The organism is Micromonospora sp. WMMD882 (assembly GCF_027497255.1).
In the GTDB taxonomy this organism is placed as follows: Bacteria; Actinomycetota; Actinomycetes; order Mycobacteriales; family Micromonosporaceae; genus Micromonospora.
Genome location: NZ_CP114903.1, coordinates 4,769,599 through 4,790,057, shown reverse-complemented (window position 1 = coordinate 4,790,057; position 20,459 = coordinate 4,769,599). Strand labels below are relative to the sequence as shown.

General features: G+C 71.6%; 19 protein-coding genes. 10 read left to right on the top strand and 9 right to left on the bottom strand.

The features are described 5' to 3' along the window. Positions 1-137 precede the first annotated feature (137 nt). From O7606_RS20390 to O7606_RS20365, 6 genes are all read right to left on the bottom strand, one after another. On the bottom strand, positions 138-1,013 hold the full coding sequence (locus O7606_RS20390) for a replication-relaxation family protein (RefSeq protein WP_348651115.1): 876 nt from the start codon (positions 1,011-1,013) through the stop codon (positions 138-140). 209 nt (positions 1,014-1,222) lie between these two features. Further along, the gene (locus tag O7606_RS20385; RefSeq protein WP_281599776.1) at positions 1,223-3,628 is read right to left on the bottom strand and encodes a DUF87 domain-containing protein; all 2,406 of its coding nucleotides are present in this window, start codon (positions 3,626-3,628) and stop codon (positions 1,223-1,225) included. 113 nt (positions 3,629-3,741) lie between these two features. Continuing rightward, positions 3,742-5,529 carry a DUF87 domain-containing protein gene (locus O7606_RS20380; RefSeq protein WP_281595621.1) on the bottom strand — a complete coding sequence of 596 codons (1,788 nt, stop codon included), beginning with the start codon at positions 5,527-5,529 and terminating at the stop codon, positions 3,742-3,744. Next, positions 5,526-6,452, bottom strand: coding sequence for a PrgI family protein (locus O7606_RS20375; protein WP_281599775.1), 927 nt, complete (start codon positions 6,450-6,452; stop codon positions 5,526-5,528). Before O7606_RS20375 ends, O7606_RS20380 begins: the two co-directional genes overlap by 4 nt. 38 nt (positions 6,453-6,490) lie before the next feature. Then, entirely contained in the window at positions 6,491-7,405 is a 915-nt protein-coding gene (locus tag O7606_RS20370) for a conjugal transfer protein TrbL family protein (protein ID WP_281595620.1), read from the bottom strand. 6 nt (positions 7,406-7,411) lie between these two features. Next, positions 7,412-7,783 (bottom strand): pilin, encoded by a 372-nt coding sequence (locus O7606_RS20365; RefSeq protein WP_281595619.1) that lies wholly within the window; start codon positions 7,781-7,783, stop codon positions 7,412-7,414. Positions 7,784-8,514: 731 nt separating this feature from the next. On the opposite strand from O7606_RS20365, the gene O7606_RS20360 reads away from it, so the two are divergent. Beyond that, positions 8,515-9,411 carry a hypothetical protein gene (locus O7606_RS20360; protein WP_281595618.1) on the top strand — a complete coding sequence of 299 codons (897 nt, stop codon included), beginning with the start codon at positions 8,515-8,517 and terminating at the stop codon, positions 9,409-9,411. Between the two features lie 193 nt (positions 9,412-9,604). Here the strand turns inward: O7606_RS20360 and O7606_RS20355 are convergent, their stop codons facing one another. Next, on the bottom strand, positions 9,605-10,483 hold the full coding sequence (locus O7606_RS20355) for a hypothetical protein (protein ID WP_281595617.1): 879 nt from the start codon (positions 10,481-10,483) through the stop codon (positions 9,605-9,607). An 828-nt stretch (positions 10,484-11,311) separates the two neighbouring features. On the opposite strand from O7606_RS20355, the gene O7606_RS20350 reads away from it, so the two are divergent. The 9 genes from O7606_RS20350 to O7606_RS20310 all read left to right on the top strand — a co-directional run bounded on the left by O7606_RS20350 (position 11,312) and on the right by O7606_RS20310 (position 18,004). Further along, positions 11,312-12,244, top strand: a complete 933-nt coding sequence (locus O7606_RS20350; RefSeq protein ID WP_281595616.1) for a hypothetical protein — start codon at positions 11,312-11,314, stop codon at positions 12,242-12,244. After that, positions 12,228-13,205, top strand: coding sequence for a DNA methyltransferase (locus tag O7606_RS20345; protein ID WP_281595615.1), 978 nt, complete (start codon positions 12,228-12,230; stop codon positions 13,203-13,205). The genes O7606_RS20350 and O7606_RS20345 overlap by 17 nt, the downstream gene beginning before the upstream one ends. Beyond that, positions 13,202-14,068 carry a hypothetical protein gene (locus O7606_RS20340; RefSeq protein ID WP_281595614.1) on the top strand — a complete coding sequence of 289 codons (867 nt, stop codon included), beginning with the start codon at positions 13,202-13,204 and terminating at the stop codon, positions 14,066-14,068. The genes O7606_RS20345 and O7606_RS20340 overlap by 4 nt, the downstream gene beginning before the upstream one ends. Then, positions 14,065-14,616 (top strand): DNA cytosine methyltransferase, encoded by a 552-nt coding sequence (locus tag O7606_RS20335; protein ID WP_281595613.1) that lies wholly within the window; start codon positions 14,065-14,067, stop codon positions 14,614-14,616. The genes O7606_RS20340 and O7606_RS20335 overlap by 4 nt, the downstream gene beginning before the upstream one ends. After that, a complete protein-coding gene (locus tag O7606_RS20330; protein ID WP_281595612.1) occupies positions 14,594-15,484 on the top strand; it encodes a hypothetical protein in 891 nt (296 codons plus the stop codon). The genes O7606_RS20335 and O7606_RS20330 overlap by 23 nt, the downstream gene beginning before the upstream one ends. After that, the gene (locus O7606_RS20325) at positions 15,481-15,846 is read left to right on the top strand and encodes a hypothetical protein (RefSeq protein ID WP_281595611.1); all 366 of its coding nucleotides are present in this window, start codon (positions 15,481-15,483) and stop codon (positions 15,844-15,846) included. The genes O7606_RS20330 and O7606_RS20325 overlap by 4 nt, the downstream gene beginning before the upstream one ends. Next, on the top strand, positions 15,824-16,084 hold the full coding sequence (locus tag O7606_RS20320) for an XF1762 family protein (RefSeq protein ID WP_281595610.1): 261 nt from the start codon (positions 15,824-15,826) through the stop codon (positions 16,082-16,084). The genes O7606_RS20325 and O7606_RS20320 overlap by 23 nt, the downstream gene beginning before the upstream one ends. 93 nt (positions 16,085-16,177) lie before the next feature. Then, a complete protein-coding gene (locus tag O7606_RS20315; protein ID WP_281595609.1) occupies positions 16,178-16,435 on the top strand; it encodes a DNA-binding protein in 258 nt (85 codons plus the stop codon). Positions 16,436-16,534: 99 nt separating this feature from the next. Continuing rightward, positions 16,535-18,004 carry a tyrosine-type recombinase/integrase gene (locus tag O7606_RS20310; RefSeq protein WP_281595608.1) on the top strand — a complete coding sequence of 490 codons (1,470 nt, stop codon included), beginning with the start codon at positions 16,535-16,537 and terminating at the stop codon, positions 18,002-18,004. A gap of 226 nt (positions 18,005-18,230) precedes the next feature. Here the strand turns inward: O7606_RS20310 and O7606_RS20305 are convergent, their stop codons facing one another. After that, positions 18,231-19,022, bottom strand: a complete 792-nt coding sequence (locus O7606_RS20305; RefSeq protein WP_281595607.1) for a hypothetical protein — start codon at positions 19,020-19,022, stop codon at positions 18,231-18,233. Between the two features lie 428 nt (positions 19,023-19,450). Next, complete coding sequence (locus tag O7606_RS20300) at positions 19,451-20,044, bottom strand: ATP/GTP-binding protein (protein ID WP_281595606.1); 594 nt, start codon at positions 20,042-20,044, stop codon at positions 19,451-19,453. Between the last annotated feature and the right edge of the window lie 415 nt (positions 20,045-20,459).

The following is a 20,459-nucleotide window of genomic DNA, read 5'->3' as shown; positions in this document are numbered from 1 at the left end:
CCGTCCGTCGGCGCGGACGCTGTGAGACTCCGGGCCTCCCACAAACGATCGTGGCCGCTGGCAGACGCGGTCGGTGGTCGACCTGCGCGGAGGCCCTCGGTCCGAGAGGTCGGTGCCGCTGACCTGCGGTGTGAGTCCTACAGGTCGTCGAAGCGCTGCGGGTTGGTGACCGTGTCGGGGCCGTGGTCGCAGGGCAGTTCGTGTAGGTGCCTGCGGTGGGTGGGGTCCGAGACGAGGGTCCACACCCGGCCGGCGGGGTCGGGGCCGTGCACGGCGGTCGCGATGGGGCTTACGGTGCGCAGTCCGGCGAGCACGTTGAGGAGGCTGGTCTCGCGGCGTCGGCTGGGGACCCAGAACAGGACGGGGTAGCGGGGGCCGAAGGTGGTGAGGCGTTCGTAGCCGCGCAGCTTGGCCACGACCCGCGCGAGGTTCTCGGTGTCGTTGTCGTGCTCGAGGAAGAACCCGGTGGAGGTGTCGCCGACGGTCCATACGCCGTGGCCGTCGGGGCGGATGCCGGCCTGGGCGTAGACGGTCGTGGCGTGCTGCTCGGACCACCACCGTGACAGCCGGACGGTGTCGGCGCGGCGGGCGGTGGCGATCAGGTCGGTGAAGAACTGGTTGACCCCGAGCAGGTGGTTGACCTGTCCGCTGGCGGCGATCCGCTTGGCGCGTTCCAGGGAGCTGCGGGGCGTCCTGCCGCCGGGGCTGTTCGGGTCGTGGTAGCTGGTCGGGTGTAGTTGCAGTCCGACGGGGCCGAGGGTGTAGAGCAGGGATCCGTAGCGGCCGTGGGCGCCGCTGCGGGCGAAGCGGTGCAGCACGTCGAGGCGGTGCAGGATCGTCAGCCGCCGTTGGGCGGTGCGGCGGTTGTCGAAGAAGGCGTTGGTGATCTGGTCGGTGGAGAGCAGGTAGTGCTCGGCGAGCAGCGCGAGGAGGGCGTGGTCGCGGGGGACGATACGGCCGAACACCGCGAGGGGGTCCGGTTTGCTGGACAGGGGCGGGACACGGGAATACACGGCGTTTGCTCCTAGGCGAAGGGGTTCCCTCCCGATCGGGAGGGGTGTCTGGAACCGGAGAGGGCAGCGCGGAGGGGCTGTCAGGGGGTGTGTGCGGCACTGACAGCCCAGGTCAGGGGTGCGCGGCGGGTGTCGGGCGGTCACGGGTGGCGATCCTGGTGACGAGCCGGTGGGCGACCCGGGCGACGCCACCGGCTGGCAGAGGACGGTCAGGCGCGGTCGCTCTTCGGGCGGTTGCGCCGGTCGTCGGGTTTGCGGCTGAGCCGTTCGACGAGGTCGTCGACGGCGCTGGTGTCCTGGACCGGTACCGCCGCCGCGGCGGCCTGCCGGATGGCGGTCGCCTCGCCGACGACCGGCTTGGGTGGGCGGGTCTTCATCGTGAACGCCGGTGTCTGGCGGCCGTCGACGACGAGGCGGGCGGCGGCGGTGTAGGCGTCGAGGTGGGCGAGGTCGTGCTCGCCGAGTTCGGGCAGGGTGTGCCGGGCGAGGACCTTCGCGTCCTCCGGCGCGACCGTGAAGTACACCTTGTTGCGGGCGTTGGCGGAGGTGGCGGCGAGCAGGTCGCGGGGGAACTGGGCGAGGTCCTGGTGGGCGAGGACGAGGGAGAGCCGGTATTTGCGGGCTTCGGCGAGCATCGTGTCGAGGCTGTTGGCGAGGGTGAGGAAGTTCTGGGCCTCGTCGATGATGAGGGTGGCGTCGCGGCGGCGTTCGGGTGCGGTGGCGGCGCGGGCGGTGGCGGCCTGCCATACCTGGGCGAGGATCAGGGAGCCGAGGAGCCGGCTGGTGTCCTCGCCGAGGACGCCTTTGGGGATGCGGACGAGCAGCACCCCGTCGTCGAGGACCTTGCCCATGTCGAAGCTGGAGCGCGGGTAGCGCATGGTGCGTTTGACGAAGTCGCGCAGCAGGAAGGACCTCAGCCGGGCGAGGACCGGCCCGATGACCTGGGAGCGGAGGCTGTCGTTGAGGCCGTCGTACCACTGCCAGAAGCCGCTGAGCCCGGCCGGGTCGTCCAGGTCCACGGTCATGGCGGAGCGGAACTGGGGGCTGTTGAGCAGCGGGGGGATGTGCTGGAGGGTGACGTTGTTGTGCCGTAGCAGGGTCAGGCACGCCACCCGCATGACGTCGTCCATCCGTGGCCCCCACGCCTTCTGGAAAATGCTGCCGAAGATGCTGACCAGGTTGTCGACGACCAGGTCAGGATCATCGCCTTCAAGGGGGTTCAGCGTCGGCGGGTTCGGCTGATCGGGGTCGAAGAGCACGACGCGGTCGGCGACGGTGGCGGGGAGCCGGTCGAGGATGTCCAGGACGAGGTCTCCGTGGGGGTCGATGACGATGGTGCCGCGGCCGGCTTTGATGTCGTCGAGGGTCAGGTTGACCAGCAGGGTGGTCTTCCCGGAGCCCGTCGATCCGATCACGTGCGTGTGATATCTCGCGTCCGCCACCGACAGCCCGACACTGTGGCCACCGATCTCGGCGTCGCCGAGCATCTTCACGCCGCGTCCGCCGCCGGGGACGGCGACCGGTGCCGGCATGGACGCCGCCCGCGCCCGGTCCAGGCCGGGCACGGCGAGATCCTGCGGCAACGCCGCCAGGGCGGCGAGTTCCGGGGTAGAGGTGAGGAATCCGGGGCCGAGCCGGCGGGCGGCGAGAACAGCTGCCGGCGCGGTCATCCGGGCCCGGTGGGTGAGCCGGTTGCGGCCGGTGTGGACGGCGAACGCCGAGGCGAGCGTGTCAGCGATGCCCCGGAGCCGACCCCCCGGGTCCGCGCCGGTACGCCGCCGGTTGGTGGTGCCGGCGGCGTACCGGATGCCGGTCTGCCACAACGGGTGCGCGGTCTTGTCCAGGATCGCCCGCACGTCCCGCTCGATGGTCGGATCCCGTCGGGCGGCGGGCGCGGTGGCCCGGCCGCCACCGCTGTTGCCGGGTAGGAACGCGTCGAGCAGCCACAGCAGCGGCGCGGCCGGGTTGTTGGCCGGGGCGGCGGTCTTGCCGGCGCGTAGCCGTCCGGCGGCGCGGCGGGCTCGTGCCGCCCGCCGGGGTGTGGCCGGGCGGGCAAGGATCTGCACGCACGCGTACTCCCCGGGGGTGAGTTGCGCGCCGGCCGACATCAGCGGACGCAGCGGGTCGGCGTCGTGATCGACGGCCAGCGGCAGCCACTCCGCGAACACCGGCAGCAGGTGTCCGCCGGTGGCGGGGTGCGCGTGCAGGGGGATCGGCGGTGGCGGGTTGGTGTCGGTGGTGGTGGCCGAGCTGGGCCACGCTGCCCGCACCGCCGCCTCGACCGCCCCTGGCGGGACGGTGCCGGGCACCCAGATCGAGATGAGCAGCTGCCGGCCCGACCACGTGTACTGCCACACGACGTGCGGGGCGCCGTAGAGCAGACGTCGCCGCCTCGACGGGGTGAGCACGCCGGCGAGGTTGGCCCACAACGCGCCCGCGCTACGCGGGTCGACCTCGGGCGGCGGCGCGATCGTCACCAGCCGCGCGCCCTGGCCGTGGTGGCGGTGCCGCCAGATCTCGACCATGTTCCGGGCTGCGACCCAGACGACCAGCAGCCCGGCGGCGACAGCCGCCAACCACGGTCGCTGTGTGGCCCACACGGCGGCGTCGACCAGGGCAGCCCCCGGTCCTGTAGGAGGTGGAACGGCGCCGGCGCCCGGCCCGAACGTGGAGCTGGGAGCTGGTGGCGGCGACGTGAGCACGGATCCGAGGGCGTCGAGGGGTGGTGTCACAGGTCGTCCTCCTCGTCGCCCTCGGCCAGCTCGGCCGGGTCCGTGGTGCACAGGGCGTGCTCCGCGTCGGAGGAGATCGACTCGAAGCTTGTCCTGTTCACCCCGGAGATCAACAGGCCGTGGCCGCGGCGGGCCGACAGCAGCAGGCGTCGTTCGCCGCCGGTGAGCCCGAACGCTTCCCCGACGGCGTCGATGGCCTGTGGGGCCTGCCGCAGCAGTACCTGGGTGGCGGCGTTGGACACCACCGCCTGACCGAGGTCGGTGTTCAGCACGTCGGCGGCGTCCTGGGTGACCACGGTCAGCCCGGCGTTGCGCTTGCGTGCCGCCTTCGACATCCGGAACAGGAACCGGGCACCCTCGCCGTCGCGCATCAGCAGCCACGCCTCGTCGACCACGACGAGCCGCCGCTGCGCCGGGCGTCGCGGTGCGTCGACGGCGCGCCAGATCGAGTCCAGGGCGAGCAGGGTGCCGACGGTGCGCAGCTCGTCGGGCAGGTGCCGCAGCGACCACACGACCAGGTGTCCGACCGGGGCCTGGGTCGTGGGGCCGTCGAACAGGTCGGCGAAGCTGCCCTGCACCCAGGGCGCGAGCCGGGCAGCCAGCGTCGCGGCGGCCGGGTCGTCGTCGGCGCGCAGCGTCTGCGTGAGGTCGCGCAGCAGCGGCGCCGTCCGGTGGTGGGTGGCCGGATCCGCGGTGATGCCGGCGGCCCGGTAGACGGCGAGGATGGCCCGGTCCAGCGCGGCCTGTTCCGCCGGTGGCGGCTGATGGCCGAGCATCACGCTGATCAGGGTGTGCAGGAACAGCCCGCGGCGGGTCAGGGTGTCGGGGCGGCGGTCGCCGACGGGCAGGTCGAGGGGGTTGATCTTCACGCCGGGCAGGCCCAACCGGACGACGCTGCCACCGACCGCGTCGGCCAGCCGCAGGTACTCGTCCTCAGGGTCCACGACCGCGATCTGCACACCCTGGTAGAGGTTGCGCAGGATCTCCAGCTTCACGAAGTACGACTTCCCCGCCCCCGATCGGGCCAGAACGACCGAGTTGTGGTTCTCCTGCGCCCACCGGTCCCACCAGACGATGCCGGCGCTGGCCGGGTTGACCCCGTACAGGACCCCGCCGGTGGCCGGCGGGTCGCCGGGCAGCGGCGCGGGCAGGTCCGGGCTGGCCAGCGGGAACGCGGCGGCCAAGGCCTGGGTGTCCATGGTCCGCAGCATCCGCAGCCCGTCGGTGGCCAGCGGCAGGGTGGTGGTCCAGCCGGCCAGTTGCCGCCAGGTCGCCGGCTGCACGTCCAGGAGGGTCGACGCGGCGGCGGCCCGCACCTGCGCGCACGCCTGCGCCAGGTCGGCCTCGGATCGGGCGTGCACGGTCAGGTACAGCCCGACCCGGAACAGTTTCGCCGCGCCGCGGGCGAGTCGTTCGGCCAGGTCACCGGCGTCTTCGGCGGCGGCGTCGACGTAGGGGTCGGCCAGCCTGCCCCGGTCGGAGTCCGCCCGACGAGATGACTCCAGGCGGGCCCGTTGGGTGCGCAGCCGGGCGGCGGCGATCGGCGCCGGCAGCGGCTCGATGTGCAGGGCCAGGTCGAGGCGGCCAGGCCAGGACAGCAGCGGTTCCAGCCACGCGCCGCCGACCTCAGCGGGGTAGCCGGTCACCACGAGGGTGGCGGCATATCCGTCGCCGACGCGCAGCCACCGTGGGGTGACCTCGACCGCGGCCGGCGCGACCGCCGACGCCAACGAGGCCGCCTGCGGCGGCGCGCCGCCTCCCGCGGTTCCTTTCTTCCTGATCATGACGTCTTCCTCTTCGTGTGGGCGGGGGCAGCGGCGGTGATGACGGCGTCGGGCGCGGCCAGGCCGCCCGGGCGCGGTGGCCGGTAGGGGTCGGTGGCGCAGGCCAGCGCGGCGGTGACCGCCGGGCCGTCCAGCACCTGCGGGCCGACGCCGAGGCCGGACAGCGTCCGTGCCGTGTCGTCGGCGCGGCGCAGGCCAGCGCGGCGGCTGCTCTCGCCGGCGGTCGTGCGGTGGACGATCAGGACCTGCCGGCGCAGCGGGTCCCGCCGGGAGGCGAGGTCGGCGAGGAACGCGGCGTGGTCGGCGCACGCCGCCCGCAGTCGCGGGTGCGGCTGGGCGTCCGCGGCGGCGGCGAGGGCCCGGCCGTGGGAGGCCAGGTCGACCGGCTGCGCGGACACGACGATCTGCGTGGGCGTCGACAGGCTGTTGAGCCACCTGCCCCACCCGTCGATCAGGGCCGCCTGCTCGGCGGGGGTGCGCAGGGCGAGGTTCACCGTGGTGGCGCCGACGATCGCCGCCCTGCCTGCGCCGAGGCTGATCTCCCCGTCGTCGTCGATGGCGTCGGCGGGCAGCCGCAACGGCGCCGGCAGCGGCTCCCGCCCGCTCCTGGGCGTGTCGACCCAGTCCGGCACCCCGGTGTCCGCCGTGATGCCGGCGTTGGACAGCGCGCGGGGGGCGCGGGTGTGGCGGATCGCGTGCAGCAGCCACACGTCCATGGACAGGCCGTCTCGGCGGCCGAGCGCCAAGCCGGTGGCGAGCCCGCCGAGCACCACACCCGCGCCGATGAGCACCGGGGTCGGCACGACCGCGTGGAGGGTGCGCCACGCGGCGTAGAAGAGCAGGGCGCCGGCGGCGACGATCGCCAGTTGGTGGAACGTCAGGCCGTAGGCGACCTTGGCGGGGGCGTCGACGTCGGCGGGCATCCGCGCCCGGGTCAGGTCACCGTCGGGTTCGGGTCGGGTCATCGGATGGTCCTCCGTAGGGTGTTCAGGCCGGGGACGGCGCGGGAGAGTTGCTGCACCACGACGACGCGGACGACCGCGCCGAGCATGTTCGTCGTGCCGCGTCCGCTCTGGCCCGCCCAGCGGGCCATCAGGGTGGGGATCCTGACGGTGGTCCAGAGCAGGACCACGACGACCAGGAGGTTCAGGGCGCCGCCGGGGTCGAGCGGCAGGCCGAACACCGGCAGCATGGCCGCCGGGTCGAGGAGCGTCTGTTCGCCCGCGGTGAGGACAAACGCCTGGGCGACGGGGATCGCCAGGCATCCGCCGTAGGCGCGCCACCACAGGCGGGCGAATCCGTCGGTCTGGGGCAGGGCGTGGCAGGCCAGCGCCAGCGGCGCGACGGCCGTCATCACCAGCAGCGCCACGACCCGGCCGATCACCTGGAACGCGGTCGTCACGACCAGCACGGCGATGATGAGGACCAGGACCAGGAACAACAGCGGAACCATGTGGTCCTGTGCCGCCGCGAGGTGCGTCCGGGTCGCGGTGAACGCCCCGGCGTCGTCGAAGCCGCCCTCGCTGACCGCTCCGGTCAACCCGTTGGCCACGTCGATCAGTTGGGCGCAGGCGAGCTGGGAGAAGTGCGCGGCGGTGAACCCGACGACCAGCCGAGGTAGGAGGTCCTTGATCGTGTACCGGGACTGTTCGCCGCCGCCGGCGACCATGACGAGCACGCCGGCGGCGACGAACGCCAGGACGAAGACGGTGTCCACGATCCAGACCGACCGGCCGGTGAGGGCCTGCACCTGCGGCAGCGCGGTGACCTTCGGGGTGTGGAGCAGGATGCCGGTGATCAGGTCGAAGATCGCGGTGATGCAGGCCAGGACCGCGATGGTGAGCCAGTCGAGGGCCTGGTCGAGGAACCATCCCATGACGACTCAGCCGCCGACGATGCCCTGGACGACCTGCAGCAGGATCGGCGCGAGGACGGCCAATCCATAGCCGATCAGCGCGTTGCGCAGGGCGAGTTTGGCCTTCTCCACCTGGGACGGGTCACCACCGGCGGTCGCCCAGTACACGCCGGCCAGGACGAGGAAGAGCGTGGCGATCGCGGCGAGGATCCCCATGAGCCAGGCCTGCAGGTTGGCGATCACCACCGGCAGCGAGTTCGCCGCCAGGTAGACGGCGCCGCCGGGGTCGGCGTGGGCGGCGGCCGGGATGGTCAGGGGCAGGCCGACGGCGGCCACCGAGACGGTCGCGCGCAGCACGATACGACCGGTACGGCGGGTGTGAGCGGGGGTGTGGGACATCACGGTTCACCTCCCGCCGCGCTCCCGGGGGCGCCGAGTGGCGTGACCGGGGCGCGGCGATGACTCGAAGCGGTTCAAGGGGCCGCCGCCGGGAGCACAGGAACGAGGAACGAACCGCGAGCCCCGGGAGGAGCTCGTCCTCCCTCAGGGTGGGTTGCGGTCATCAATGTGGTGTCAGCGCATCAACGTGGCGCGGCACCCGAGGCACGCGGATCGCGCTCCTCCTGTCGCCCGGCGGCGGGCGGAACCAACGAGCAGCGGCGCCGCCCGGAGAAGTCCCGCACCCCCAAACCGGGACTTGTGAGCCGTGGCGAACACTTGCCGTGCTCACAGCACGCTCACGTTAGGCGACGGTGTGCTAGAGGCTGAGGTGGTCGAGGAGCCAGGCGGTGACTGCGCGGGCGATGCCAGCGGCAATACCGGCGGTTACCGCCGGGATGAGCCTGGCCCGCGGGTCGCGAGTGCGGTCGCCGTCGGCGTCCGGGTGCGTGTCGTGTCGGCAGGTGCGCGGCGAGGGAGGCGTGTCGGAGGGCATGTCACCAGCAGGCACCTGCGGTCACCCGTCCAGCAAGATCATTGCTTGCTTGTTGGACACCGATGCCGTTCGGCGATCCACCTGGGCACGGCCGGACATCAGGCCGTCGGGGCGTGTCCGGTCGGACGCTCCGTCAGGTGCCGGACGGCCCCAGGGCTATCGATACTCGCCGTATCGAAGTTTGCCGGGAGGAACAATGTCTGACCGCACCATGGCGGCTGAACTATCATCGGTGCAGACGGCGGAGGGGCTGGCAGGGTGCATCCGTGACCTGTTGTCCCGCCACGGGAATCTTTCCCTGCGGGAACTGGAGTCGTGGGGCATCGCATACAACCGGCCGATGCCGCGGACGTCTCTCAGTGAGGCGCGCTCCGGAGTCAGGCCGCCCAGCAGGCAGCTCCTGCTCAATCTCCTCGCCGCCTGCAAGGTGCGCGACGACCAGGAGGTCTCGGCCTGGCTTGACGCGCTCGACCGCATCAACAGGTCGAAGTCGGTCCAGGCCCGCCAGCGGAGTCTCGGTGATTTGACGCAACCCGTGTCCGCCAACCGGTTCTTCGCCGAGCAGGATGACCTGATCGAGATCTCTCACCTCATCCAGCAGGCGCAGGACGAGGTGTGGCTGTGGGGGACGACCCTGTCGATGCACATCCCCTATCTCGATTACTACATCGGTCAGGCGCTGGCCCGCGACGTACGGGTCAAGGTCCTACTGATCAATCCCGGTGGGGCGGCGATGTCCATGCTGGCCTTCCGAGCGGGGCCCGCGTGGGGCCGGCAGAGACTGCGGGAGCGACTGGCCATCAACCTCGGGCTGCTCGAGCAGCGACGGGAGGAGCGCGACGGTCTGGAGATTCGCTTGGTCGACTATCTGCCCCCGTACACGCTCTACGCCTACGACCCTGGTCTGGACGACGGTTCGATGGAGCTTCGCCTCGGCTCCGTCGGTGGCAAGCACGATCTACGACCCACCTTCCGACTGATTCGCAAACGGGACGCAGAGTGGTTCGACTACTTCTACGAGCAGTTCACCAGCGTCTGGAACGCCGCCGACCAGTACCGGAATGGTGAGGCGCCGGACACCCACGCCGGATAGCCGCGGACCTGTCGGGCGGGGCGGGCTCTCGACCGCCCCTGTCGCCGGTCGCCCGGTCCGCGTTGCCGGCTAGGTCCGCGCCCTGCGGGACTGCGGTTCTTTGCCGTCGGGCGCACCGTCAGGGCAGACGGACACCGACACGATGGTGGCCCGACGCGACGCGCGTCGGGCCACAAACCACCAGTGCCTGCTGTCAAGCAGCCGTCATGACCGGTGCCGAAGTGGTATCGCGGCGGGAGGCCGCAGTACGCCCGGCCCGCCGCTGGCGGCGCCGCTGCGCGTGCGCACGCAGGCGTTCCAGGGTCTGCGGCGACGCGACACCGGTCAGCAGCCCGTCGGCGAGGGCATCGGCGATACGGCCATCGATGCGCGACATTCGCATCCGCAGCGCGTCAACGCTGACGCCGAGAATGGCGGCGATAGGCTCGATCGCGCGGTGCCCGAGCCGTACGTCGATGTATGCCTGCTCGTCTTCGGGGTCGAGGATCCCGAGGGTCACCGCACGGCGGACCAGCAGATCGGGGTGGCCATAGGGCGTCTTCGGGGTCTGGGGCCTGGCGGCGGCGTGGTCGATGTCCTCCACCAGCAGGTACTCCTGCCGTTGCAGGCGCAGGTCCCGCCCGGCCCGCCACGCCGCCCGGCACAGGCCCGCGTACGGCGCCGGTTTGGTCAGGTCGGCCCGGTCGCGCAGCGCGGTCAGGAAGCCGGTCAGGATCTCGGCGTCCACGTCCGCCGGGTCACCGTCGTAGCCCTCGCAGAGCCGGGCCGCGTACTGCCGCAGCGCCGGCAGCGCCATGCCGACCGCGACGACGACCCAGTGCGGCCCACCGAGCCGGGCACGGCGGATCAGCTCCCGCCACACCTCGTCACGCGCCGTGTAGGCGCGGGGGTGGCGCAGCAGCCAGTCCCGCAGCGCGGGCAGCGGCATCACCCGCTGCGGGAGACCCGTGTCGGGGCTGAACGCCGCACCGTCAAGCACCAGCGGCGCGGGTTCGCACGTCAGCGCGGCGAACGCGGTCGCCGCCGCGTCAAGGGCGGAGGTCGGCCAGTCCGTAGCGTCGGACACGCTCATGTCAAAACTCCTGTGACAGTGAAGGGATGCGATGACCGTCGCCGGTGTCATCGCGGCGAGCGGTGGCACCGATTCCGCCACACGAGGCGCACAAGCCTCTGACAGAGCTGCTCAGACCTCCGATCGCCACCCGTCCGGCGGGTTCTGTCACAGGGCCACCCCTACCGCTGTTTATCGACCATGATCGTTGACGTTGGTTCCGGCAAAGGCGGGTTGACCTGCCCTGTGACAGGCTGACAGAGCCCACTGGGCACGCTCGCGGCGCACTGTCACCGGCCAACCCCACGGTCCCGTGACACGACGTCGGCGACGCTCACAGCGCTCGCGGACGGCAGCCTGTGACAGTCCGGCCCGCTCACACGCTGCTGTCACCGGTCGCCGTCGGTCGGCCGTGCCAGCTCGCCGGCCGCACCTCGGTAGAGCGGCAGAGGCTCTGCCATCGTTGACACAACCAACCTGTGGCAGAGCCGCCGTACCGGTGAGCACCGGGCCGCTCCCGGTGACACTCACACCACTCTCACAGTGCTGGTCAACGCGGTGATCCACGCCGACCCTGTGGCGTCCTTACAGGTCGAGACCGGCATCCCTGCCATGTTCTGGCAGTAACGCACGGTAACTGACAGAACAGGTAAGGTTCCGGGTCGCTCGGCGGCTCCCGCTGGTCGTCTCCGTGTCGATCGGGCCGGAGAAAGCTATCCGAACCGGGACGGGCTGCCATGCGGCGCGGCGTCTGTGAGCGGCGGTGAGCGCGGCAAGTGTTCGCCAGGGCTCACAATCCCCGGTTTGGGGGTGTCAGCGCTTCACGGCGCGGCGCGGAGCCGACATCACATGAGCGAGCACACGCCGCACCAGCACAACCAGGTCGACCACAGCGAACCGGCCGACCCCGACCTCATCGACCTGATCGCCGGCGACCCGCCGGTGCCGATCACGGTCTGGCGCACGGCCCGCACCGACGCCGAGCACCACGCCAGCCTGCCCGCCCGTCTGGCCTACCGCCTCGTCGCCGCCTACAGCCGGCCCGGGGAGGCGGTCGTCGACCTGACCATCGACCACGCCCTGACCGCGACCTGCGCGACGGGTCACCGCCGGCACCACCGCGCCTGGTTCACCGACACCAGCTCCGGCCTGCTCATCGGCCCGGCCACGACCCTGCCGGTGCCGACCGGCGCCGACCCGCTTCCCCCGACCCCGCAGGACGGCGGCGGAGACGACGACGTACCCGAGCTGGTCGAGTGGTTCGGCGACGACCTCACCGACCTCGACCTGTCCGCCAACGACACCGACGTCGTCCGGCCGGCCGTCAACGGGCCCTTGGACGCGGCCACCAGCCTGGTGGTCGCCTCCTGGCCGCTGCACGAGGCGGACACGACCGCCCGGGTCCGGTTCGCCTGGCTCCTCGCCGCCTGCGCGCGGCTGCTGCGACCCGGCGGCTGCCTCGTCCTCGTCGTCGGCGTTCCCACCGGTATGCAGCCCACGCCGGAGGACTTCGGCCCTCTCGTGGCCGCCGCCTCCCGGGTCGGACTCGGCTACCTGCAGCACATCGTCGCCGTCGAGGCCGACACCGACGGCGACCAGTTCCTCTACCACGTCGTCACCGACGAGGAACTGCTCACCCTCGCCCACGCCAGCCCCGAACAGTGGCGGGTCGCCCACCTGCGGGTGCACGCCGACCTGCTGGTCTTCACCCCACGACACGCCACTCCGGCGGCCGGGCAGCGGCGGCGTCGCGACCGCGACGGGGGTGAGCGCCGTGCCTGAGCCCACCAGCACGGGACACCCCGACCCGAACGAGCTGGACACGAACAGCCGCGCCGTCGGCGAGGACCACCAGGGCCGGCACCGTGAGTACGAAGGCCGCCACCGCGCCGACCCCTACGGCCTGTCCGTCTGGGCCACCGCGCAGTCCACCGGCCCGGTCCAGCGACGCGGCCGGTACGTGCCGGAGTCGGTCAAGCATCCCGCCCGGATGCTGCCCGCGATCGCCGCCCACGCCGTGCACGCCTACACCCGGCCCGGTGACCTGGTCCTGGATCCGATGTGCGGCATTGGCACCACCCTGGTCGAAGCGGTCCACGCCGGCCGCGACGCCTTCGGCATCGAGTACGAACCGCAGTGGAGCAACGTCGCCGACGCCAACATCCGCCACGCCCACGACCAGGGCGCCACCGGACGCGCGTCGGTGATCCGCGGCGACGCGACCCGACTGATGTCCCTCGTCCCGGCAGCTCTCACCGGACAGGTGGCCCTCGTGGTCACCTCACCGCCGTACGGGCCGACGGTGCACGGCCTGGTCCGGCCCGGTGAGGGCGGGGTCGTCAAGTACGACGACCGGTACGGCGACGACAAGGGCAACCTCGCCTACCGCGACCTGACCGGCCTCGCCGACGGGTTCGCCCAGATCCTGGCCGGCTGCGCCACCCTGCTCCGCCCCGGCGGAGTCGTCGTGGTCACGGCCCGGCCCTGGCGCAAACAGGGCGAGCTGATCGACCTGCCCAGCGTGGTCATCGCCGCCGGCCGGCGTGCCGGCCTCGTCCCGACCGAACGGTGCGTGGCGCTCCTCGCCGCGGTCCGCGACGACCACCTCGTCGCCCGACCCTCGTTCTTCCAACTCCAGCAGGTCCGCAAGGCCAGGGCCAGCGGAACTCCGATGCACCTCATCGCGCACGAGGATGTCCTGATCTTCGCACTCGGCAGGGGCGGAACCGGGGTGGTCGCGTGACCACACCCACCCACCGGTACCTGTCCCTGGGCGCGGGCGTACAGAGCACCACGCTGCTGCTGCTCGCCGCCCAGGGCGCGATCCCCGGGTTCGACGCGGCGATCTTCGCCGACACCGGCTGGGAACCGGTCACGGTCTACCGCCATCTGGACCGCCTGACCGGCATCGCCGCACGGGCGGATATCGAGGTCGTGCGCGTCGGCACCGGGAACATCCGGGCCGACGCCCTCGACCCGGAGCACCGCTTCGCGTCCATGCCCCTGTTCACGCTCGGCCCGAACGGCGAGCGGGGCATGGCCCGCCGGCAGTGCACCTCCGAGTACAAGATCAAACCGATCAAGGCGGAGGTACGACGCCGCCTCGGCTACCCGCACCCCAGCAGGGTGCCGGCAGGTCTACGGGCGCAGATGGCGATCGGGATCAGCCTGGACGAGATCGACCGGGCACGCGACGCGGACGTCGCCTACATGCGCAACGTCTTCCCGCTGCTCGACCTGGGCTGGCGGCGCACGGACTGTCTCCGATTCCTGGCCGAGCAGGGCCTCGGGGACACTCCGAAGTCGTCGTGCGTGGGGTGCCCGTTCCACGACGACCGGTTCTGGGCCGATCTGAGGGTGGACAGCCCTGCGGAGTGGGCTGACGCGGTCGCCTTCGACCGGGCGATCCGCGGCGGCTCCGCGAAGGCCAACGCCGACGGGCACCCGCTGCGCGGGCAGTTCTTCCTGCACAGAGCCCGGGTGCCACTCGACGAAGTGGTACTGCGCCCGCGCCCACGGCCGCAGGACGCGCCCGGCTGCGGGCCGTGGACCTGCCCGCACGACGCGACGGCACCCGCCGCCGCGGGACGTGGGGAGGTGGCGTGAACCGTGCACACGCCACCTCCCCACGAGTCGGCTCGGTCTGCAGCGGGTACGGAGGCCTCGACCTGGCCGTCGAGCTGGTGCTCGGCGGCCGACTCGCCTGGTACGCCGAGACCGACCGCCACGCCGCCACCGTCCTCGCCCACCACTGGCCCGGCATCCCGAACCTCGGCGACATCCGCACCGTCCACTGGGACCAGGTCGAGCCGGTCGACATCCTCACTGCCGGATTCCCTTGTCAGGACATCAGCAACGCCGGCAAACGCGTCGGCATTACCGGCGAGCACTCCAGCGTCTGGAACCACGTCGCCGCAGCCGTTCGCGTACTACGACCGCAGCTGCTGTTCGTGGAGAACGTCGCCGCACTCCTGCGACGAGGAATCGACGTCGTCCACGCCGACCTGGCCGCGATCGGGTACGACACGAGCTGGCTATGCCTACGCGCATCCGACATCGGCGCCGCCCACCAGCGGGACAGGCTGTTCCTGCTGGCCGCCCCCACCGACCGCCGGGGAGGGGGTACGGACGTTGCCGACACCCTGCGCCCGTGACGGCAAGGGCCCCGGCCACCAGTACGGGCTGCCGGACCTGCTCGAACCGACCGGCACCCGCCACCACCTGCTGCCGACACCGACCGCGGTGCCGTACGGGTCGAACAGCTTGCCCTCGGCCGGGGTTGCCCGTCGGCCCAGCCTCGCCGGTATCGCAGGGCAGGCGCCGCCCACACCCACCAAGGGGGGCGGCACCGGCTCCACGAGCGGCGCCAACCGCGACACCGGTCGACCGGCCGTGGAATCGGCGGTCCGCGGCTACCGACCGCGGCGTGGCGACAAGCCGACGCTGCTACCCACCCCGCGCGCCAGCGACACCGGCACTCCCGGTCGGCGTGCCGGCGCCGGATGGCGGCCCCCGTTGTCGCAGGTGCTGCTGCCCACCCCGAGGGCAACCGACGGCACCAAGGGCTGCCCCGGCCAGCGCGGGTCGCACGGAGACCTCACGCTGCCGTCAGCGGCCGTCCGGGTGCCGGCCCGGACTCTGCCCACCCCACGCGCCTCCGACGCGCGGGGACCAGGCCGGCACGGCGACGGCGGCGCGGACCTGCGTACCACGGTGGCCGGACTGGGCCAGCCCGACGCCGACCGATGGGGCGTCTACGCCGAAGCGGTAGCGCGGTGGGAACTGCTGCTCGGCCGGCCGGCGCCGGAGCCGACCCAACCAGGGCGGCACGGCAAGCCGGTCCTGGCGCCGCCGTTCGTGGAATGGCTCATGGGCCTCGACCAGCAGTGGGTGACCGACCCGACGCTCGCGTTGCCGCGCACCGCCGCGCTGCGGGTCCTCGGCAACGGCGTCGTCCCGCACCAGGCAGCCGCAGCGTTGCGGCTGCTGCTGTGCCCGCGCCGGTGGGCGGTGCCGGCATGACCGACCCCACCTCGCTGGACACCTACCGGTACCGGACGGTAGGGCCGGTCGAGTTGTATCTCGGCGACGCCCGGCGGGTGCTCGCCGCGATGCCCGACGGCAGCGTCGACGCCATCGTGACCAGCCCGCCGTTCTGGTCGCTGCGGGACTACGGCACCGGTGTGTGGCAGGGCGGCACCCCCGCCTGCCCGCATCCGGTACCTGGGAGGCACCGCCGCGACGGCGCGTCGTGCGGTCGGTGCGGGGCCACGTGGGCAGACCCGCAGTACGGGCTGGAGCCCACCGTGGGCGAGTACGTCGACCGCCTGGCGCGACGGGCTGCCCCTCGAGGTCACCAGAGTGGCGACGGACGGTACCCGTAACGCCTGCTCCCTGCTGTACGGGGCGGTGTGGACGGCCGCCCGGGCGCTGGGCTACCGGCGCCTGGTCACCTACACCCAGGACGGGGAGAGCGGGGCCAATCTGCGAGCCACCGGGTGGCGCGTCGTCGCCTCCCGGCCGACGCGACCGGGCTGGTCACGACCGAGCCGCCCCCGCATCGACCACGGCACTGCCCGGATCGGCCGGCTGCGGTGGGAGCCGACCGCGCCAACCATCTGACCACCACACCAGCAAACCCCACCCCTTCCCGAGGGCCCGTCACCACCGCGGTGGCGGGCCCTCACCCCTCGCTGAAAGAGAGAGGCCAATCCCATGGACAGCACGGCCAGCACTTCCGCAGAGCAACCGCCTGTATGGACCGTCGAGCGGATCCGGGCGCTCGGGGCGGTCACCGACGTCGTGACCGTCGGCGAGATCTTCGGTATGTCCCGCAGCAGCGCCTACGAGCTGGCTCGCCGTGACCGGCTGCCGGTGCCGGTGCTGCGGGTCGGATCCCGCTACCGGGTTTCCGTCGCCGCGATCCTCACCGCCCTCGGCGTTCCCAGCGAACCTCCGCCGCCCGCGACTTGATCACGTCGCCCGCGCGAGCGGTGATCACCACCCAACGGACACCCGACAATCCGATGCTCACCCCTTGTGAGCATCGGCGTGAGGAGAAAGAGACTCGTCATGGCAGACGGATCCATCGCCAAGCGCTGCAGCTGCCGCAAGGACGGCAGACGCCTCGGTAACCAATGCCCCAAGCTACGCCGCGGCAGCGGGTGGAACCCCCACCACGGCGTATGGCGCTACCAGCTCGAACTCCCGCCCGACGCCACCACCGGGCGGCGGCAGCTACGCCGCAGCGGCTTCGACACCCGGGAGGAGGCCGCCGCCGAACGCGACCACGCCCGCGCGCTGCTCGACCTCGCCGGCCGCGACGAGATCCTGCGTCGACACATCGCCGACCTGCTGCAGGCGTGCAAGCCCGGCCAGCCGCTGCCCGACCGCGACCACGTCGCACACCGCATCCGCCGCTCCGACGTGCCCGCCGGCAGCCGGCTCACCCTCGGCGAGTACCTCACCGAATGGATCACCAACCGCACCAGGCTGGCGCCCGCGACCCGGCGCAGCTACCAGGACCACATCACCAAGTACTGGACACCCCATCTGGGCCAGGTGCCCTTGCAGGAACTCACCGCCGCGCACATCCAGTCGGTCTTCACCACGATCGAGGCCCACAACGCCGAGATCCTCGCGGCCAAGGCCAGCCCGGCGCCGAAGGTCCGCGACGCGGTCAAGGGCACCCGCACGGTCGGCGACGCCAGTCAGCAACGGATCCTCGCGACTCTCCGCAAGGCCCTCAACGACGCCCGCCGGCTCTACCACCACCGGCTCGTCGACCACAATCCCGCCGAGTCGGTCGAACTGAAGTCCGGCAGAACGCCCAGGCCCCGGCTCTGGACGGACGCGGCGGTCAACCGGTGGCGCCACACCCGGCAACGACCCAGCCCCGTCATGGTCTGGACACCCGCCCAGGTCGGCGAGTTTCTGGACTTCGCCGAAACCGAGGACCCCGAGCTGTACGCCCTGTTCGACCTCGCCATCCACCGGGGCCCACGACGGGGTGAACTGTGCGGCCTGTACGACTACGACGTCGACCTGCAGGCCGCCGCCGTCACCATCACCAGCCAACGCACCAGCGTCGGCTACCAGGTCATCGAGAAACCGGTGAAGTCGGCGGCCGGAGACCGGATCATCGACCTCAGCAGCGACACCGTCGCCAACCTGCGCAGGTACCTGACCCGGCGCGCGGCGTGGAGGATCGCCGCGGGCGAGGCCTGGACCGACAGCGACATCTTCTTCGTGCGGCGGGCGGACGGCCAACCCTGGCACCCGGAAACAGTCGCCGCCCGCTTCGACCGGCTCGTCGGACGCAGCGGCCTACCCCCCATCCGGTTCCACGACATGCGGCACGTCGCCGCGACCCTGATGCTCGCCGCCGGAGCCAGCATCAAGGAAATCCAGGACACCCTCGGCCACTCCTCCTACAAGATGACCGCCGACGTCTACACCTCCGTGCTGCAGGACATGAAGAAGACAACCGCCGAGGCCACGACCAAGATCATCCCTCGGCGTAACCGCCCGAAGGCCGCGTAGCGCCCCGGCCGACGATGCCGTCGCGGGCCAGTAGCCCACCGATGAGGGCGGCCCGCGATGGCACCCGGGCTGGATGATATCGGGCGGACTTGACTGCCTGCCTGTCACCCCTCGGTGGGAACCGAACGCAGACTTCAAGGCAGGGTCAGGGGCTGCCGCAGCGGCGCGGTGAGGGTCCGGAGTGGTACGTCGTCGTGGCAGACGAGACTGTCGACCAGCAGCAGGATCATGATCCAGGCAGTTTGGGTCTGAGATTGTGGATGAGGTCCCGGCAGGCGCGGAAGACGGTGGGGAGTGTGATGGCGGTGTACCAGTCGGTGTCAATGCGCTGGTATCCGGCGTTGCGGAGTCCGTTGTCGAGGCTGGGGGTGTAGGCGGCGTTCCAGACGAGGACTACGTCTTGGCGGGTGCCGGCGACGCCGTCCAGCGCGACGGCGGTGCGTCTGGCCACGACGGTCTCAAAACCGCGGCGGTGGCGGGGCGGGGTGCCGAATCGAGCCGTGATCGCGCCCAGTCGCAGTCCGACGGCTATGAGGAGGCGGAAGGCGTAGACGGGTCGGGGGTCGTCCAGCGGCCAGTTCGAGGCGGCCAGGGTGGGCTGGATCCTGTCGGTGATGCTTCGGCGGCCGGCGATGCGGATGATGTCCAGGGTGCTGAGGTCGATGTACCGCCAGCTGGGGCGGTGACCGAGGCCGCTGTGGTGGCCGACGAGGCCGGTGAGCGCGACGCGGTTCGCTTCCATCCGATGTGCTCGTCGCCAGTCGGCGAGCAGCTTCTGTTCCTCCGCGGTGCTGGTGTCCTCGGCCACAGGCACATGGTCGGACCCCTCGCGGTGCACCACGGCCCCGTCGGACTCGCAGTCGCCGATGACCGTGGTGAGACGGCTGTAGTAGGCGGGCTCACCGAAGGGCATGGTGGTAACCAGGGTGACCCGTCGTCCGCTGACAGGATGGATGTAGTGGTGGACCGGGGTTTGCAGATCGTCGCGGTTAGCCAGGCGAAGGTACGGGGTCATCATGGTCGGAACTCCTGGATCGTGGGCCTACTCATTGGTGTCGCGGTCCGGGCGTGGAGGCGCTTCCGCTCCTGTCGTGGTGGGCGGCAAGGGGACCAACAAACAGGACTCGCCTGGGCTTTCGGGCAATCGTGGAGGCGAACCGGTAACCACGTACCTGCATCTTGGGGCGGCCATGAGTTCGAAGGCACCGGTCCGGGTCGGTACGTGACGGGCCTTCGCGGAGCAGCGTGAGGCGCAGGTGGTGACGAATGTTCACCTAGCGGCCCTCGCGGGGCATGGGCTGGGTGCGTGTCCCCGGCCGGGGCGGTCTCTGTCCGGCTATGCTCGACGAGCGTCGATGGCATGGCCGCCGGCCCGTTGGGCAGGAGGTCGACGGCGATGACGATCACGCCGCCGGCCAACAGGGGCGTGGACGCCGATTAGGGGGCTCAGGCGGACACAGACCCGCTAGCACGGACCGTGCCGCGCTGGCGGGTTAGCAGGTGCTGGACGAGGGCGATCAACAGCCGTCGGACGCTGTCGCGGTCCCGCACGTCGAGCTCGACGATTGGTACTTCTCCCGACAGGGCCAGGGCCTGGCGGATGTCGGAAGCGGCGAAATGGCGGGCGCCGGGGAACGTGTTGACCGCGACGACGAACGGCAAGCGGACATGTTCGATGTAGTCCAGGTGCGGGAACGAGTCCTGAAGACGACGAACGTCGACGAGTACCACCGCCCCGACCGCGCCGCGCACGATCGCGTCCCACATGAACCAGAAGCGCCGCTGCCCCGGTGTGCCGAACACGAACAGGGTGACGCCGTTGACCTCCAGTCGTCCGAAGTCCATCGCCACCGTGGTCGTGGTCTTGCCCGGTGCGTGGGACACCTCGTCGGAGGCGACAGCGACCTCGGTGCTCAGCGGGGCGACATCCGAAACCGCCTGCACCAGCGTGGTCTTTCCGACCCCGAACGGCCCCGTCAAGGCGATCTTCAACCCGGATTGCCCCGACACAGTTGCTGCTGACGCGACGGACGTCTTCACTGGTTGGCTCCTGAGGCGACGAGACGGCTGGCGTTGCACGACGTTGGCGCGCGCTGGTCGCCTATCGGCTCGGCGTACTGGTCACGCTCGGCGGTCCCGGCCGGCAGGCCCACGTCCCGACCGGGTGCCCGCTGCTGGCTGGCAGGCCGCCCGTTGGTGGCCGCCTGTGCTGGCTGCGGAATCATCGATACCTCCCGGAGGGCCGCTCGCGAGCAGTGTTGGATTCGGGGCATTGCGTGGTCACCGACGGTCGCGGGGACTCGTGCCTCGGCATTCACGTAATCGCTTCGGCGTGCCTGTCGACTACCTCCGACACAGAATCTCGACACCGATTCGTATCGACCATGTCGGCGATGGCCCGCCCATACCCCACATCGTCGAGCTGGTGCCGCGTAGCGTTCCGGGCCCGCGGGAG

Excerpts from the sequence above, each read along its gene's own strand:
- O7606_RS20380 (WP_281595621.1), bottom strand. The coding sequence starts at position 5,529 with ATGATCAGGAAGAAAGGAACCGCGGGAGGCGGCGCGCCGCCGCAGGCG.
- O7606_RS20375 (WP_281599775.1), bottom strand. The coding sequence starts at position 6,452 with ATGCCCGCCGACGTCGACGCCCCCGCCAAGGTCGCCTACGGCCTGACG.
- O7606_RS20370 (WP_281595620.1), bottom strand. The coding sequence starts at position 7,405 with ATGGGATGGTTCCTCGACCAGGCCCTCGACTGGCTCACCATCGCGGTC.
- O7606_RS20365 (WP_281595619.1), bottom strand. The coding sequence starts at position 7,783 with ATGTCCCACACCCCCGCTCACACCCGCCGTACCGGTCGTATCGTGCTG.
- O7606_RS20360 (WP_281595618.1), top strand. The coding sequence starts at position 8,515 with ATGTCTGACCGCACCATGGCGGCTGAACTATCATCGGTGCAGACGGCG.
- O7606_RS20355 (WP_281595617.1), bottom strand. The coding sequence starts at position 10,483 with ATGAGCGTGTCCGACGCTACGGACTGGCCGACCTCCGCCCTTGACGCG.
- O7606_RS20350 (WP_281595616.1), top strand. The coding sequence starts at position 11,312 with ATGAGCGAGCACACGCCGCACCAGCACAACCAGGTCGACCACAGCGAA.
- O7606_RS20325 (WP_281595611.1), top strand. The coding sequence starts at position 15,481 with ATGACCGACCCCACCTCGCTGGACACCTACCGGTACCGGACGGTAGGG.
- O7606_RS20315 (WP_281595609.1), top strand. The coding sequence starts at position 16,178 with ATGGACAGCACGGCCAGCACTTCCGCAGAGCAACCGCCTGTATGGACC.
- O7606_RS20310 (WP_281595608.1), top strand. The coding sequence starts at position 16,535 with ATGGCAGACGGATCCATCGCCAAGCGCTGCAGCTGCCGCAAGGACGGC.
- O7606_RS20305 (WP_281595607.1), bottom strand. The coding sequence starts at position 19,022 with ATGATGACCCCGTACCTTCGCCTGGCTAACCGCGACGATCTGCAAACC.